Below are 12531 nucleotides of genomic sequence, written 5' to 3'. Positions count from 1 at the left end.
TCGCGCAGGGCCTCGTGGTGCACGCCGAGTTCCTCGGCCATGCGGCGGATCACGGGCTTCGGCTCGGCGGTCCGGTACATCCGTACCGCATGCTCACGCAACTCCAGCGGGTACTTCCTCGGCGCAGGCATCGTCTGGGCTCCTCTCATGAGACCCATCTGACCTTCTGTCACCCCTCCCCGCATCTCGGGGGAACCTCACTGCTCGAGCAGCTCGACATCGGATACGTGGTGGCGGTGCCCAAGTCGCAGCAGATCAAGTCCCTGGCCGGTATCTGGCGCATCGACCAGCTCATCGAAGAAGCACCCAGTGATGCCTGGCAGCGACTGTCTTGCGGTGACGGAGCAAAGGGCCCGCGCGTCTACGACTGGGCCGCGGCCAAACTGCCCGCCAACATCATCTTCGACTCCGATCCGCCGACCATCACCGCTGGGTGATGGCCCGCGCAGCCTGTCCGACCCCAGCGAGATCGCCTATTGCCTTGCCTATGCACCCGCCGGGGTCGAGCTTGCCGGACTGGTCCGCGTCGCCGGCTCCCGCTGGGCGATCGAGGAGTGCTTCCAAGGCCGCGAAGAACGAATGCGGCCTTGACGAGTACGAGGACCGCCGTTGCATCGGCTGGTACCGGCACATCACTCTGGCCATGCTTGCCCACGCCGTCCTGACCGCACTCACCGCCCAAGCCGGCAACGACGCCGCAAAGGGGGCTGCAGAAACGGATCAGCCCTCGTCCCGCTCACCGTGGCAGAGATCCGACGCCTCCTGGACACTCTCCTGCCCCACCCCGAGCCAACCGTGACCCCGTCACCCACGCACTGAACTGGACGGGCCGCAGCCGATCGAACGCTCGCCACCACGGTTCCAGCGACAAGGTGCACAGCTTCTCGGCCTGAGAGGTTGCCAGACTGGCCGGCGAGCCGCTCGCTTGTCGGCATTCGGGCAGCCGAAGATTGAGGCCTGTCATGTTCAGGATCAGGGGGCGAGATGGCGGGCACATGGGCGGCGAGCGTCTCAACGAACAGCGTCAGCGCGCGCGGCGGCTTCGAATGGTGGTCGTCGATGGTCGCCGAAGCGGTCATTCCCGTGTCGATCACGTGCGAACGCGTCGACTCCTTCGTGGGTGAGGCAGCCTCGCTGCAGCTGCCCCGGGCCCAAGTGTCAGCATTCCGCTTCTCCCCGATGTCAGCCTGCCGCACCCCGATCCACATCCGGCGGGCGGATCCCGAGTCCTACTTCCTCTTCCTGGTCCACGGCGGCCCGGTCGGGCTGGAGCAACGACGCAACAACATCCTGCTCAGGGCGGGCGACATGGCCCTGTTCGACACCTCCGTCCCTCTGGCTTGTGAGTTCCGGGACGGCAGACAGCCCCCTCGGCTCACCATGATCCGGCTGCCCAGAACCGCGATCCCGCTGCCCCTCGGTCGGACGGACGAACTGGTCGCCACACTTCTCCCCTCCCGGACCGGGTCGGGAGCGCTCCTCACGTCCTATCTCACCGGGCTGCGCGACCAGGCCGCGCACTGCGACGAGGCGGAACTGCTCCGCCTGGGGAGCGTGGGATTCGACCTGGCCACCGCGTTTCTGGCCACGCGGCTCGATGCCGCATCGGGGCTACCCGCAGACACCCGCCGCCAAGTCCTGCTGGCCCGCATCCACGCCTTCATCGACCACAACCTCAGCAATCCCCAACTCACGCCGGCATATATCGCAGCACACCACCACATTTCTGTCCGCGCCCTGCACCAACTGTTCCGTACGGAGGCGAGTACCGTCGCGGCCACAATCCGCCGACGGCGCCTGGAGCGCTGCCAGGCCGACCTCACCGACCCCCGGCAACGCAGCCAGTCGATCAGTGCGCTGGCAGCGCGGTGGGGCTTCCTGGTGCCGGCCGAGTTCAGCAGGGCATTCCGGTCAGCCCATGGCATGACTCCCACGGAATTCCGCCACGAGGCCACACGGCAGGCCCGGACTGCGCCAGGACACAAGTGACGCTGCGCTGATTCCCAATTGCCCTCGCGCCTCCCGTGTCACGGTGAGATCGCACGGTTCAGCCCATGGCATGGGCATGCCTGTCCCGTGCATTGCGCGGTGCTCCCGCGCGAATTCCTGCTCCCGTGGAGGGAAAATGAAACGCTATTCGGTACCAGCGGCTGGACTGCTGCTCGTCCTGGTCGGAGCCTCCGCTGCCGTAGCCGCACCGGCGAGTGCCATGCCCGTCGAGTCCGCGCCCTCGGCAACTGCGGCGCAGCCGCGACAGGTGCCTGACGGGCCGGTAGTGGTGACGCAGGGCGGCAACGGAGCGCCTTCGATCAAACATTCGAACTACTGCAACAACTTCGTCAATTACGGCACGTCGTGGAGAGCGGACTGCAACGTCGACTACGGAAGTTCCGGATCGTGGACCCAGTGCTCGGACGGTACCGAAATCTGGGGTCCGCTGGTCGGCCCGGGTTACTGGGTCTTCAGCGGTGACTGCTCCGGTCACGGCAGCGTGCGGGACTGGGGAGTCTACGACGGTTAGCGATCCCGCGTGGGAACTCCTCCCGTTCCTGCCAGTCACGGCTGCACCGTAGGAATCGCGGCAGGCCTGCGCAACTGCGGCGAACGCGGACCCTTGTCGATATCGGCGTAGCCGAAGATCTCGCGGCGTCTGCCGACCAGCCGGAGTCTTCTTCACGGCCGGTCGAGGAAGTGTACCGAGAGCCGACGTCCGACGAAGGCGCCGGCGACCGGAATGCGGCGGTGCCCTCAGCCACGCGTGGCTGAGGGCACCGCCGGCCGAGCTCGGAGTGGACCGATCCGCAAGAGCAGCTCAGCAAGTCCGCTTTCCCACAGGTCCGTTGGTGCATCACTCATGCGAGCGGGCTGCCCGGAACGTTGCCACTACAAGCAGCGCGGCCACACGTTCGTGGGACGACCCCCGCAAAGACCGCCCCACCCCCGTCCCAGCCCGTTACATCCGCACCCAAGCCGTTGACCAGCGCTAATGAGAAGTCCGGCTGGAGTACTAGCCCCCTCGACGCCCGCCCGGTTGCGGCGGTGGCTGCGCAGCCTGGCCGGAGGCTTCGCTGATCGCGAAAACCCTCATGGGGCAAGCGGGTCCGCCTCGTACGTGATCCGGATGACGCCGTCCGGATGCCGTTCGGCGCGGGCGCGGACCCCGAAGACCTCGTGAAGGAGGCGCGGGGTGAGGGCGTCGAGGACTGGGCCCGCGGCGACGGCACGGCCGTGGTGGAGGACGACGAGTCGGTCGCAGAACCGGGCGGCCAGGTCGAGATCGTGCAGCACGGCGAGGGTCGTGACGCCGGTCTTCCGGATCAGTCCGAGGAGTTCGAACCGGGCGCGGATGTCGAGATGGTTGGTCAGTTCGTCCAGCACGAGGAGTTCCGGGGCCTGGGCGAGGGCTCGGGCGAGCAGGACGCGCTGGCGCTCACCGCCGGAGAGCGAGGAGAGGTCGCGGTCGGCGAGCGGCGCGATGCCGCAGTTCTCCATCGCCTCGGCGACGGCGCGCCGGTCGCCCTCGCCGTCGCGGCCCAGTACCCCGTGGTGCGGGGTACGGCCGAGCGCGACCGTCTCGGCGACGGTGAGGCCGCCCGCGCCCGCCCCGTCCTGGAGAACGGCGGCGGTGTGCCGGGCGGCGGCCCGCGAGGAGAGCCGCCACACGTCCCGTCCGCCGACCTCGACGACTCCTGCGGCGGGGCGCAGCGAACGGTAGACGGCCCGCAGCAGGGTGGACTTGCCGCTTCCGTTGGGGCCGACGAGGCCCACGATCTGGCCCGGTGACACGTCGAGTACGACGTCGCGCAGGACCGGGGTTGCGCCGAGGGTGATGTCGAGTCCGTCCACGGTCAGTCTCATGCGGCGTCGAGCCCCTTGTTGCGGCGCAGCAGCCAGAGGAAGAACGGTGCGCCGAGGAGTGCGGTGAGGATGCCCAAGGGCAGTTCGTTGGGCCGGTCGACGGTACGGGAAAGCAGGTCGACCAGTACGAGGTAGACGGCCCCGAGGAGTGCGCTCAGAGGGAGCAGCCTGCGGTGGTCCGCGCCGAGGGCGAGCCGTACCAGGTGCGGGATCATCAGGCCGACGAAGCCGATGCCGCCCGCGACGGCGATGACGGTCCCGGTGAGAAGTGCGGCCACCACCAGCAGCACCGCACGGGTGCGGTGCACGTCCACGCCGAGAGACGTCGCCGACTCGTCCCCGGCGAGCAGTGCGTTCAGGCGCCGGCCGAAGGAGGCGAGAAGCGCCGTCCCGATGGCTACCACTGCGGTGACAGCAGGCAGTTGGCTCCAGCGGGCCCCTGAGACGCTGCCCAGCATCCAGAACATGACGCCGCGCAACTCGGTCGGTGTGGCTCGCAGTTGCACGAAGCTCGTTGCCGAGAGCAGCACATAGCCGACCGCTACCCCGGCGAGGACGAGCCGCGTGGGCGCGAGCCGCCCCCTGCGTTGTCCGAGCGCGAAGACCAGCAGCCCCGCCAGGAGGGCACCGGCGAACGCCGCTCCGGAAACGCCGAGTCCGCCGAGCCCCGCCCCGCCGAGTGTGATCACGAGGACCGCTCCCAGCGACGCCCCGTGCGAGAAGCCGAGCACCGTGGGATCGGCGAGCGGGTTGGAGACGAGGGTCTGGAGGACGGCGCCGGCGACGGCGAGTCCCGCCCCCACGACCGCGGCGAGGACCACACGCGGGGTGCGGAACTGCCAGACGATCTGGTCGAGGGCGATGTCGTCCACGGCCCCCCGGCCGGTGGCGTGGTGGACGAGGACCGTCCACACGTCACCGGCCGGCACGTTGACCGCGCCGATGCCGATGGCGAGGACCATCGAGACCAGCAGTGCGACGGTGAGTACGAGGGCGCAGACATAGAGCGGGAGTCGGCTCAGAAGGCGTCGGGGTGCAGCATCCTGGCGATCTTCTCGACCGCCATGTCGTTGCTGGGGCCGAGGTACATCGAGTCGGACAGCACCACGAACTTGTTCTTCTTGGCTGCGGGCCACTGGGGGAACTCCTTGAGCAGCTTCTTCGCGTACGCGGTCGGGTCGGGGTCGTTGTAGCTGACGACCACGAGGGCGTCCACGTCGGTGGCGGCGAGCTTCTCCTTGCTGAGGTCGGCGAAGGAGGTCTTCGACGCGCTCGCGAAGGCGTTGCTGCCGCCGGCCTTGGCGAGGATGTCGTTGTAGATGCCGTGGGCGGCGACGGAACTGAAGTCGTTTCCGCCCATGGTCATGTTGGAGAAGATGACCATGACCTTCGGCTTCTTCGCGTCGGCGACCCTGTTCGCCACGTCGGCGATGTTCTGCCGTTCGGTGGCGACGAGCTTCTCCGCCTTCTCCTCGACGCCGAAGACCTTGCCCATGTCGCGCAGCAGCGTGTAGCTGTCGTCGATCGTCATGTTCAGGTTGTCCTGTCCGCAGCCCTCGGGCGAGATGTAGGTGCGCGCCCCGACCGCCTTGAGCTGCTCGCGGGTGGCGAAGCCGTTCTTGGCGTCGAAACCATAGGAGGTGGTGGAGAGCACGAAGTCGGGCCGCAGGCTGATCATGGCCTCGCGCGGGATGTCGAAGGTGTCGTTCGGCTTCACCCCGCCCGTGGGCAGGTCCTTGATCTCCTCGGCGCGACCTGGGACTTCGGACATGCCGTAGGTCTGCTGGTTGGAGACGATCCGGTCGCCCTGGCCGAGGGCGAGCAGCGTGGACACCTCGGCGACCGAGGCCCCGTTCATCACGACGACCCGGCCGGGGGCCTTGTCGAACGTCTGGTCGCGTCCGCAGTTCTTGAGAGTGACGGGGTACGCGCCCTGCGCGGTGGGAGGCGCCTTCCCGCCGTCCGTGCCGGAGCCGGAGTCCGCTTCGGAACAGCCGGCGGCGGCGAGGCACAGGAGGGTGGCGAGGGCGATGGCTGCCGGTCTGGGTGTCGGCATGGGAGTTCTCCTCGGTGATCAAGTGAGGCACCTTGAGGCGCTGTTGCAGGAGTCGGGGGCAAGGGCGGAGAAGTTCCCGGCGATCGGGACGTGCCATGCGGTGACGGCGATGGCCAGGCCCGTCCCGGCGCGCAGCGGCGCCCCACACCCTCTGTGACCTACATGACGCCATGCGTGCGGGAACTCACGCCCCTCTCGCTCCGACTCCTGTACATGCACCTCACCGTCCCCACCGGTCCACGCATGAGGAAGAGTCGATGACCGAGACCACGCCCGCCGCGCCACCACCGCTCCGGCAACACCAGACCGAGGAGGCCACCCCGCCCGAGGACTTCGCCACGCCCACGCCGGGAGGCGGCGGCGGCACCTGGAGCGGGCTGCGGCCCCTTCTACTGCGCCTGCACTTCTACGCGGGCGTCCTCATCGGCCCATTCCTGCTCGTCGCAGCCGTGACCGGACTGCTCTACACGGCGACCCCACAGATCGAGTCCGTCGTCTACCGCCACGAGTTGAAGGTCACCCCGCACGGCGAGCCGAAACCGCTCGCAGTTCAGGTGGAATCCGCCCGCGAGGCGATACCCAGCGGGCAGCTCGTCTCCGTCACCAAGGGCGCGGGCGACAGCGACACGACCCGGGTCACCTTCGACGTCAAGGGACTGCCCGACGGCTACACACAGACCGCCTTCGTCAATCCGTACGACGCGGAGGTGCGCGGCACACTGCGCACCTTCGGCGAGTGGCTGCCCGTGCGGGCCTGGTTCGACAGCCTGCACCGCACCCTGCACCTCGGCGAATTCGGCCGCAACTACAGCGAGATCGCCGCGAGCTGGCTGTGGGTCGAGGTACTGGGCGGACTCGCCCTGTGGCTCGCGGCGCCGCGCGGCCGGGAGCGGCTGCGCAAGCTGTTCGTGCCGCGCCGGGGCCCGAAGGGACGCAAGCGAACACTGTCTTGGCACGGGGCCGTGGGATTGTGGGTGTCGGCCGGTTTCCTCGCGCTCTCGGCAACCGGGCTGACCTGGTCGGCGCACGCGGGCGTGAACATCGGCAAGTTCCAGGACTCGCTGGGCGGGGCGACGCCCTCCGTCTCCGCGGCCCTCGATCACGGCACGCAGGGCAGCGGCTCGGCAGGTGCGGACTCAGGTCAACCCTCTGCCGGCTCCTCCGCCACGCAGGTCGATCTAGACGAGGCCGTCCGCATCGCCCGTTCCGAGGGTCTGCGCGGCAAGCTCGTCATCAGCCCGCCCGCGGACAACAAGAGCGCGTACATCGTCAAGGAGAACACGCGGCACTGGCCGGAGCAGCAGGACTCGGTCGCGATCGACCCGGCCACCGGCAAGGTCATGGACAAGCTGGTCTTCGACGACTTCCCCGTCCTCGCCAAGCTCACACGCTGGGGCATCGACGCCCATATGGGACTGCTCTTCGGTCTGGCCAACCAGATCGCTCTCGCGGTCATCGCCCTCGCGCTCATCGGAATGCTCTTCTGGGGCTACCGCATGTGGTGGCTGCGCAGGCCCACCCGGGCGGGCGGGACGCGGTTCGGCCGCCCGCCGGCGCGGGGAGCCTGGCGCCGAGTGCCGGGCAGGGTCATGGCACCGCTCGCCGTCGTGACCGCCCTACTCGCCTACTACCTGCCGCTGTTCGGACTTCCCCTGGCCTGCTTCCTCCTCGGAGACCTGGCAGTCGCGCAGGTACGCCGACGCACGCGCACCGAGGCGCGAGCCGAGACACCGAAGGAGATGGCCCGATGATCGCCGCCACCGGGCTGCGCTGGATTCTGACGCTGCTCTTCTGCGCACTCGCCGCCTACGGTCTGTGGCGCGCCTTCGCGGCCCGCTCCCACCCGTGGACCGCACGGCTCGCGCACGGTCTGCACGCGGTGATGGCCGTCGCCATGTTCGCGATGGCCTGGTCCTGGGGCATGGACCTGCCCGGCACGCCACAGGTGATCTTCTTCTCCGCCGCCGCGGCCTGGTTCGTGCTGGCCGCCCTCGCGCTGCCGAACGGCCCCGAACCTCGGCTGCGAGCCCTCGCGAGCACACTGCCGCACACCGTGATGACCGGCGCCATGGCGTGGATGGTCGCCGCGATGTCGTCGGGCATGTCCATGGGAGCGATGGACGCGGGCCAGGCGCACGACATGCCCGGGATGGACATGTCGGCCCCGGGAGCACTCGCGACGATGACGCTCAGCGGCACCGGCGACCGCTGGACCGCGGGCCTGCTCGCGCTCGTGCTGCTGGTCCTCGCGCTGTGGTGGCTCGCGAAGGGCTTCGACACGGGCCGCCTCGCGCCATGCACAACGGGCGGCGCGGCCTCGGGCGGCGCGGTACACGCCGCTTGGGACGTGGGCTGTCACGGGCTGATGGCGCTGGGGATGGCGGTGATGTTCGTCGTGATGGTGTGAGTCGTTGGGTTCGACGGCGACTGGACGGCCCTCGGGCTCGTCGGGTCCCCGCGTCGGGCGTACCCCGGAACCGTGATTCCTCTGGGGCACGCGTGACACATGCCCGATATGTGACGCACACCACCCGGGCCCGGGGGAACTCGCGGCCCGGGGTGGCCGACCTCTGGTGCGTACGACTCGCACTCTCGCCCGGAGCCTGCCTCATGGACCACTCGGTGACCGCTCACACCCAACGGCGTTCCGCCCCCGCCCCGTACGCACTGCTCGGGGGGTTCCTGCTCCTGCTCGCCGCGCTCTTCGCAGCCTCGTACGGAGCGGGGCAACTCGCCGGGCCCGTCGCCCCCGACATGCGTGGAGTCACGCACCAGGATGACGAACCGCGCTCGCACGACATGGGTGGCATGAGTGGGATGGGCCACTGATGAGCCGAGAAATGGCTCCGCGCACCCTCGCCACGACGGATCTGATCGTCGGCGGCATGACGTGCGCGGCCTGCGTGCGCAGGGTCGAGAAGAAGCTCGGCGCACTGGAAGGTGTCCGCGCCACCGTCAATCTCGCGACCGGTACCGCCCATGTCGAGCATCCGGCGGACCTCGGCACGGACGCGCTCCTCGCCGCCGTCGAACGAGGCGGGTACACCGCCCGTCTCCCCTCGCCGCCCGCGTCCGGCGAAGACCGGGAGGCCACGGCGACCGAGCCCGGTGTCCCGCAGCGGCTCCTGGTGACCGCGCTCCTCGCCCTCCCCGTCCTTGTCCTGTCGATGGCGCCCTCGCTCCAGTTCCGCAACTGGCAGTGGCTGTGCTTCGTACTCGCCGCACCTGTCGCCTGCTGGAGCGCGTGGCCCTTCCACGAGCGGGCCTGGCGCGGGGCGCGGCACGGCGCGGCGACGATGGACACGCTCGTCTCGCTGGGCGTCCTCGCCTCCTTCGGCTGGTCCTCGTACGCGCTCTTCCTCGGGGGCGCCGGCGCCCCCGGCATGCGGATGTCCTTCGCACTGCTGCCCACGGCGTCGGACGGGATGGCGCACGTCTATCTCGAAGCGGCGGTCGGTGTTCCGCTCTTCGTCCTCCTCGGCCGCCATCTGGAGTCCCGCGCCCGGCGCGGCACCTCGGCCGCCCTGCGTGCGCTCGCCGAGCTCGGCGTGAAGGAAGTGACGGTGCGGGACGGAGCCGTGGAGCGGACCATTCCGGCCGCGCGCCTCGCCGCGGGCCAGGTCTTCCTCGTACGGCCCGGGGAGCGCGTCGCGACGGACGGCGAGGTCGTGGAGGGCACGTCCGCCGTGGATCTGTCTCTCGTCACCGGTGAGACCCGGCCCATGGAGGTCGCGGCCGGCTCCGCCGTCACGGGCGGCTCGGTCAACGCGGGCGGACTCCTGCTCGTACGCGCGACGGCCGTCGGCGCCGACACCCAGCTCGCCCGCATCACGGCCCTCGTCACCGAGGCCCAGGCCGGGAAGGCTGGCGCCCAGCGGCTCGCCGACACCGTGGCCGGGGTCTTCGTGCCTGTCGTGCTCGCCCTCGCCGTCACCGTGCTCGGCTTCTGGCTCGGCGCGGACGCGGATCCGCAGCCCGCCTTCACCGCCTGTGTCGCTGTCCTCGTCGTCGCCTGCCCCTGCGCACTCGGGCTCGCGACCCCCACCGCCCTCATGGCCGCCACCGGCCGAGGTGCCCAGCTGGGCATCCTGATCAAGGGAGCCCAGGCCCTCGAAGCCCTCCGGCAGATCGACACCGTCGTGCTCGACAAGACCGGCACCCTCACCTCCGGCCACCTCACCGTCGCCGCCCTCACCACACGTACGGAAGGCCCCGGCGCGCAGGAGGTACTGCGGCTCGCGGCAACCGTCGAGACCGGCTCCGAGCATCCGCTCGGCCGGGCCCTCGTACGCCACGCCGAGCGCTCCCTCGGGGAAGGCGCCGTACGGCCGGGCGCACTCAGCGGCTTCGCCGCGACACCCGGAAACGGCGTACGCGGACACGTGGACGGGCGGCTCGTCGAGGTCGGTGTCCCCGAGGGCGAACTGCCCGAAGAGCTGGGCGCGGCCCTCGCCACCGCCCTGCAAGCCGCCCACACCCCTGTCCTGGTCCGTGTCGACGGGCGGCCCGAAGCCGTCCTCGCGCTCGGCGACGTCGTACGCCCCGGCAGCTACCACGCCGTGGACCGGCTCCGCCGCCTCGGCGTGCGCCCCGTCCTCGCCACCGGCGACCAGGAGGAGTCCGCGCGAGCCGTCGCCACCGCACTCGGCATCGACGAGACGTACGCCCGTTGCACCCCCGAGCGAAAAGCGGAGCTCGTCCTTACGCTGCGCGCCGAGGGAAAGAGGGTCGCGGTCGTCGGGGACGGCGTCAACGACGCGGCGGCGCTCGCCGGGGCCGACCTCGGCATCGCCATGGGCACCGGCACGGACGTCGCCATCGGCGCCGCCGATGTCACCCTCGTCCGCGACGACATCGAAGCCCTCGCCGACGCCGTACGCCTTGCCCGCCGCACTCTCGCCACCATTCGCGGCAACCTGCTGTGGGCCTTCGGATACAACGTCGTCACCCTCCCACTCGCCATGGTGGGCCTGCTCAACCCGATGCTCGCCGCCGCCGCGATGTCCCTCAGTTCGGTCCTCGTCGTCCTCGGCAGCCTCCGCCTGCGCCACTGGCAGCCGACTCCTGCAGTAGCAGCCGCACGGCGCCGGTGTCCGTCACCGAGGGCGGCCTTCTGATGTCCGTTCTTTCCGCACGTCTGCGCACATCGTTCACCGCCGTCGGCGCTCCCGTCCTCGCCTGCGGCATCGCGCTCGCCGGGCTCGGTGCCTGGACGGCGAGCGGACGCGCCGGGAGCCCGCCGCACGTGGCCGTCACGAAGGCGTACGTCTACCAGTCGTTCGGCTCGACGCCGGAGACCGCCGCCTTCTTCACCCTCACCAACGACGGGGGCTCCGCCGACCGGCTCGTGCGCATCACCTCGACCGATACGGTCGCAGCGCCCAGGCTGAGCGAACACCACATGACGTCTTCCGGGGGCGCCTACCGGCAGCCGGTGGACTCCGTCACGGTCCCGGCAAAGGACGGGCTCACCATGACCCCGCACGGAATCGACGTGACGGTACGGCCGAAGGGAACATGGCGGCCCGGCGAAGAGGTCTCCTTCACGCTCCGCTTCGCGCGGGGAAAGCCCCTGAAGATCCGGGCGGTGGTCGTGCGGCCCGGCGCGCGGACCGACCGCCTGCCTCGCCCGTAGCGCCGTGCACCGCACCATCGCCTTCTCCGGTTGCGTATGCCAGAATTCCGCCGCCGCATCCGCTTCTCCGATATGGGCGACAAGCCGGACACCCTGTCATGTTGCTTGGCTTCCCGCGATGGGAGGATGAGGAGCCATGGATGCGGGGCCGGTCGGACGCGCGGTGAGGGCGGCGATGTTCGCCGTCGTCTCGGTCACGCTCGCCGCGACCGGGCACGTCCTCATGTCCGAGGCCCCGATTCCCTTCTGGGTGCTGGCCGCCGGCTTCTTCGCGCTCGCGGTTCCCGGCTGGTGGTTCGCCGCCCGCGAGCGCGGCCCCTGGCTGGTCACGGTCCTCGCCGTCGCAACCCAGGGCGGGCTGCACAACGCCTTCGCCGCGGCGCAGCCGGCGCTCGGAGCCACCGGAGGCGCGGCTGCCGAGGCCGTCACCGGGGCGGGCACGGCAGCCGCGGGCTCCATGAGCGGCATGGAACACATGGCGGGCATGCACCACTCGCCCGCGAACGGCGCGATGGCGGGCATGGAGCACATGGCCGGTATGAGTCATGCGTCCTCCACGAGCCATCTGGGCATGAGCTCGATGACCCACGCAGGCCACGACATGGCCGGGATGTCGTCCACGGGCATGCTCGTCGCACACCTTCTCGCCGCCGTCGTCTGCGGCGTGTGGCTGGCCCGAGGCGAACGCGCCGCCTTCCAGGTTCTGCGCGCGGTCGCAGGCTGGCTGCTCGCGCCTCTCCACCCCCTTCTCAGAGCGCCGTTGCCCGTCCCGCGCCGCCGCTTGCGAGCTCGCCGGGGTCTGAGCGACCGGCCGACGCCGGGCCTGCGGTGTGCCCGAGCGCGGGACCGGCGCGGGCCGCCGGGGGTGTCCGCCGCGTTCTGAGGATGCGGCAGGCATTCCGGAGGACGTAGACCCCTGACTCACGACCGGTCGCCGACCGGCGCGCAGCCATACCCGCGAGCAGGGGGGGAGTCCTCCGGC

The 12531-nt window shown here is 70.3% G+C and carries 12 protein-coding genes and 1 pseudogene; 9 read left to right on the top strand and 4 right to left on the bottom strand.

Going from position 1 to position 12531, the window contains the following annotated elements; all coding sequences use genetic code 11:
• A partial coding sequence (locus tag GA0115234_RS44585; protein WP_176729413.1) for a transposase occupies positions 1-131 on the bottom strand: 131 nt, incomplete at its 3' end.
• Positions 132-230: 99 nt separating this feature from the next.
• Between GA0115234_RS44585 and GA0115234_RS42730 the strand changes: the two genes are divergently transcribed.
• From GA0115234_RS42730 to GA0115234_RS41055, 3 genes and pseudogenes are all read left to right on the top strand, one after another.
• Entirely contained in the window at positions 231-437 is a 207-nt protein-coding gene (locus GA0115234_RS42730; protein ID WP_176729412.1) for a hypothetical protein, read from the top strand.
• Positions 422-682: pseudogene (locus tag GA0115234_RS44580) on the top strand (IS701 family transposase); the annotation flags it as partial. The gene GA0115234_RS42730 and the pseudogene GA0115234_RS44580, both read left to right, overlap by 16 nt.
• Positions 683-984: 302 nt before the next feature.
• Complete coding sequence (locus tag GA0115234_RS41055; protein ID WP_093551997.1) at positions 985-1989, top strand: AraC-like ligand-binding domain-containing protein; 1005 nt, start codon at positions 985-987, stop codon at positions 1987-1989.
• 1095 nt (positions 1990-3084) lie between these two features.
• Here the strand turns inward: GA0115234_RS41055 and GA0115234_RS41045 are convergent.
• From GA0115234_RS41045 to GA0115234_RS41035, 3 genes are read right to left on the bottom strand one after another with little or no spacing between them, the layout of a single operon-like run.
• Positions 3085-3858, bottom strand: coding sequence for an ABC transporter ATP-binding protein (locus GA0115234_RS41045; protein WP_093551993.1), 774 nt, complete (start codon positions 3856-3858; stop codon positions 3085-3087).
• Positions 3855-4820, bottom strand: coding sequence for a FecCD family ABC transporter permease (locus tag GA0115234_RS41040; protein WP_093551991.1), 966 nt, complete (start codon positions 4818-4820; stop codon positions 3855-3857). Before GA0115234_RS41040 ends, GA0115234_RS41045 begins: the two co-directional genes overlap by 4 nt.
• Before the next feature lie 56 nt (positions 4821-4876).
• Positions 4877-5914, bottom strand: a complete 1038-nt coding sequence (locus tag GA0115234_RS41035) for an ABC transporter substrate-binding protein (protein ID WP_093551989.1) — start codon at positions 5912-5914, stop codon at positions 4877-4879.
• 257 nt (positions 5915-6171) lie between these two features.
• On the opposite strand from GA0115234_RS41035, the gene GA0115234_RS41030 reads away from it, so the two are divergent.
• The 6 genes from GA0115234_RS41030 (at position 6172) to GA0115234_RS41005 (ending at position 12432) form a co-directional block, all read left to right on the top strand.
• Positions 6172-7665 carry a PepSY-associated TM helix domain-containing protein gene (locus GA0115234_RS41030; RefSeq protein WP_093551987.1) on the top strand — a complete coding sequence of 498 codons (1494 nt, stop codon included), beginning with the start codon at positions 6172-6174 and terminating at the stop codon, positions 7663-7665.
• Positions 7662-8321, top strand: coding sequence for a DUF5134 domain-containing protein (locus GA0115234_RS41025; protein WP_093551985.1), 660 nt, complete (start codon positions 7662-7664; stop codon positions 8319-8321). Before GA0115234_RS41030 ends, GA0115234_RS41025 begins: the two co-directional genes overlap by 4 nt.
• A 215-nt stretch (positions 8322-8536) precedes the next feature.
• Positions 8537-8743, top strand: coding sequence for a hypothetical protein (locus GA0115234_RS41020; protein WP_256088945.1), 207 nt, complete (start codon positions 8537-8539; stop codon positions 8741-8743).
• Positions 8743-11031 (top strand): heavy metal translocating P-type ATPase, encoded by a 2289-nt coding sequence (locus tag GA0115234_RS41015; RefSeq protein WP_093551981.1) that lies wholly within the window; start codon positions 8743-8745, stop codon positions 11029-11031. The genes GA0115234_RS41020 and GA0115234_RS41015 overlap by 1 nt, the downstream gene beginning before the upstream one ends.
• The gene (locus tag GA0115234_RS41010; protein ID WP_202554693.1) at positions 11031-11549 is read left to right on the top strand and encodes a copper chaperone PCu(A)C; all 519 of its coding nucleotides are present in this window, start codon (positions 11031-11033) and stop codon (positions 11547-11549) included. Before GA0115234_RS41015 ends, GA0115234_RS41010 begins: the two co-directional genes overlap by 1 nt.
• Before the next feature lie 136 nt (positions 11550-11685).
• Entirely contained in the window at positions 11686-12432 is a 747-nt protein-coding gene (locus tag GA0115234_RS41005) for a hypothetical protein (protein WP_093551979.1), read from the top strand.
• Positions 12433-12531 lie beyond the last annotated feature (99 nt).

The sequence above is a fragment of the Streptomyces sp. DvalAA-43 genome, from assembly GCF_900091725.1.
In the GTDB taxonomy this organism is placed as follows: Bacteria; Actinomycetota; Actinomycetes; order Streptomycetales; family Streptomycetaceae; genus Streptomyces; species Streptomyces pulveraceus.
Note: the sequence above shows the minus strand (reverse complement) of the source record. Positions and strands in the feature narration are given on the sequence as shown.

What these genes read in the sequence shown, in the direction of transcription:
- GA0115234_RS41055 (WP_093551997.1), top strand. Translation starts at nt 985, where the DNA reads ATGGCGGGCACATGGGCGGCGAGCGTCTCAACGAACAGCGTCAGCGCG.
- GA0115234_RS41045 (WP_093551993.1), bottom strand. Translation starts at nt 3,858, where the DNA reads ATGAGACTGACCGTGGACGGACTCGACATCACCCTCGGCGCAACCCCG.
- GA0115234_RS41040 (WP_093551991.1), bottom strand. Translation starts at nt 4,820, where the DNA reads ATGGTCCTCGCCATCGGCATCGGCGCGGTCAACGTGCCGGCCGGTGAC.
- GA0115234_RS41035 (WP_093551989.1), bottom strand. Translation starts at nt 5,914, where the DNA reads ATGCCGACACCCAGACCGGCAGCCATCGCCCTCGCCACCCTCCTGTGC.
- GA0115234_RS41030 (WP_093551987.1), top strand. Translation starts at nt 6,172, where the DNA reads ATGACCGAGACCACGCCCGCCGCGCCACCACCGCTCCGGCAACACCAG.
- GA0115234_RS41025 (WP_093551985.1), top strand. Translation starts at nt 7,662, where the DNA reads ATGATCGCCGCCACCGGGCTGCGCTGGATTCTGACGCTGCTCTTCTGC.
- GA0115234_RS41015 (WP_093551981.1), top strand. Translation starts at nt 8,743, where the DNA reads ATGAGCCGAGAAATGGCTCCGCGCACCCTCGCCACGACGGATCTGATC.
- GA0115234_RS41010 (WP_202554693.1), top strand. Translation starts at nt 11,031, where the DNA reads ATGTCCGTTCTTTCCGCACGTCTGCGCACATCGTTCACCGCCGTCGGC.
- GA0115234_RS41005 (WP_093551979.1), top strand. Translation starts at nt 11,686, where the DNA reads ATGGATGCGGGGCCGGTCGGACGCGCGGTGAGGGCGGCGATGTTCGCC.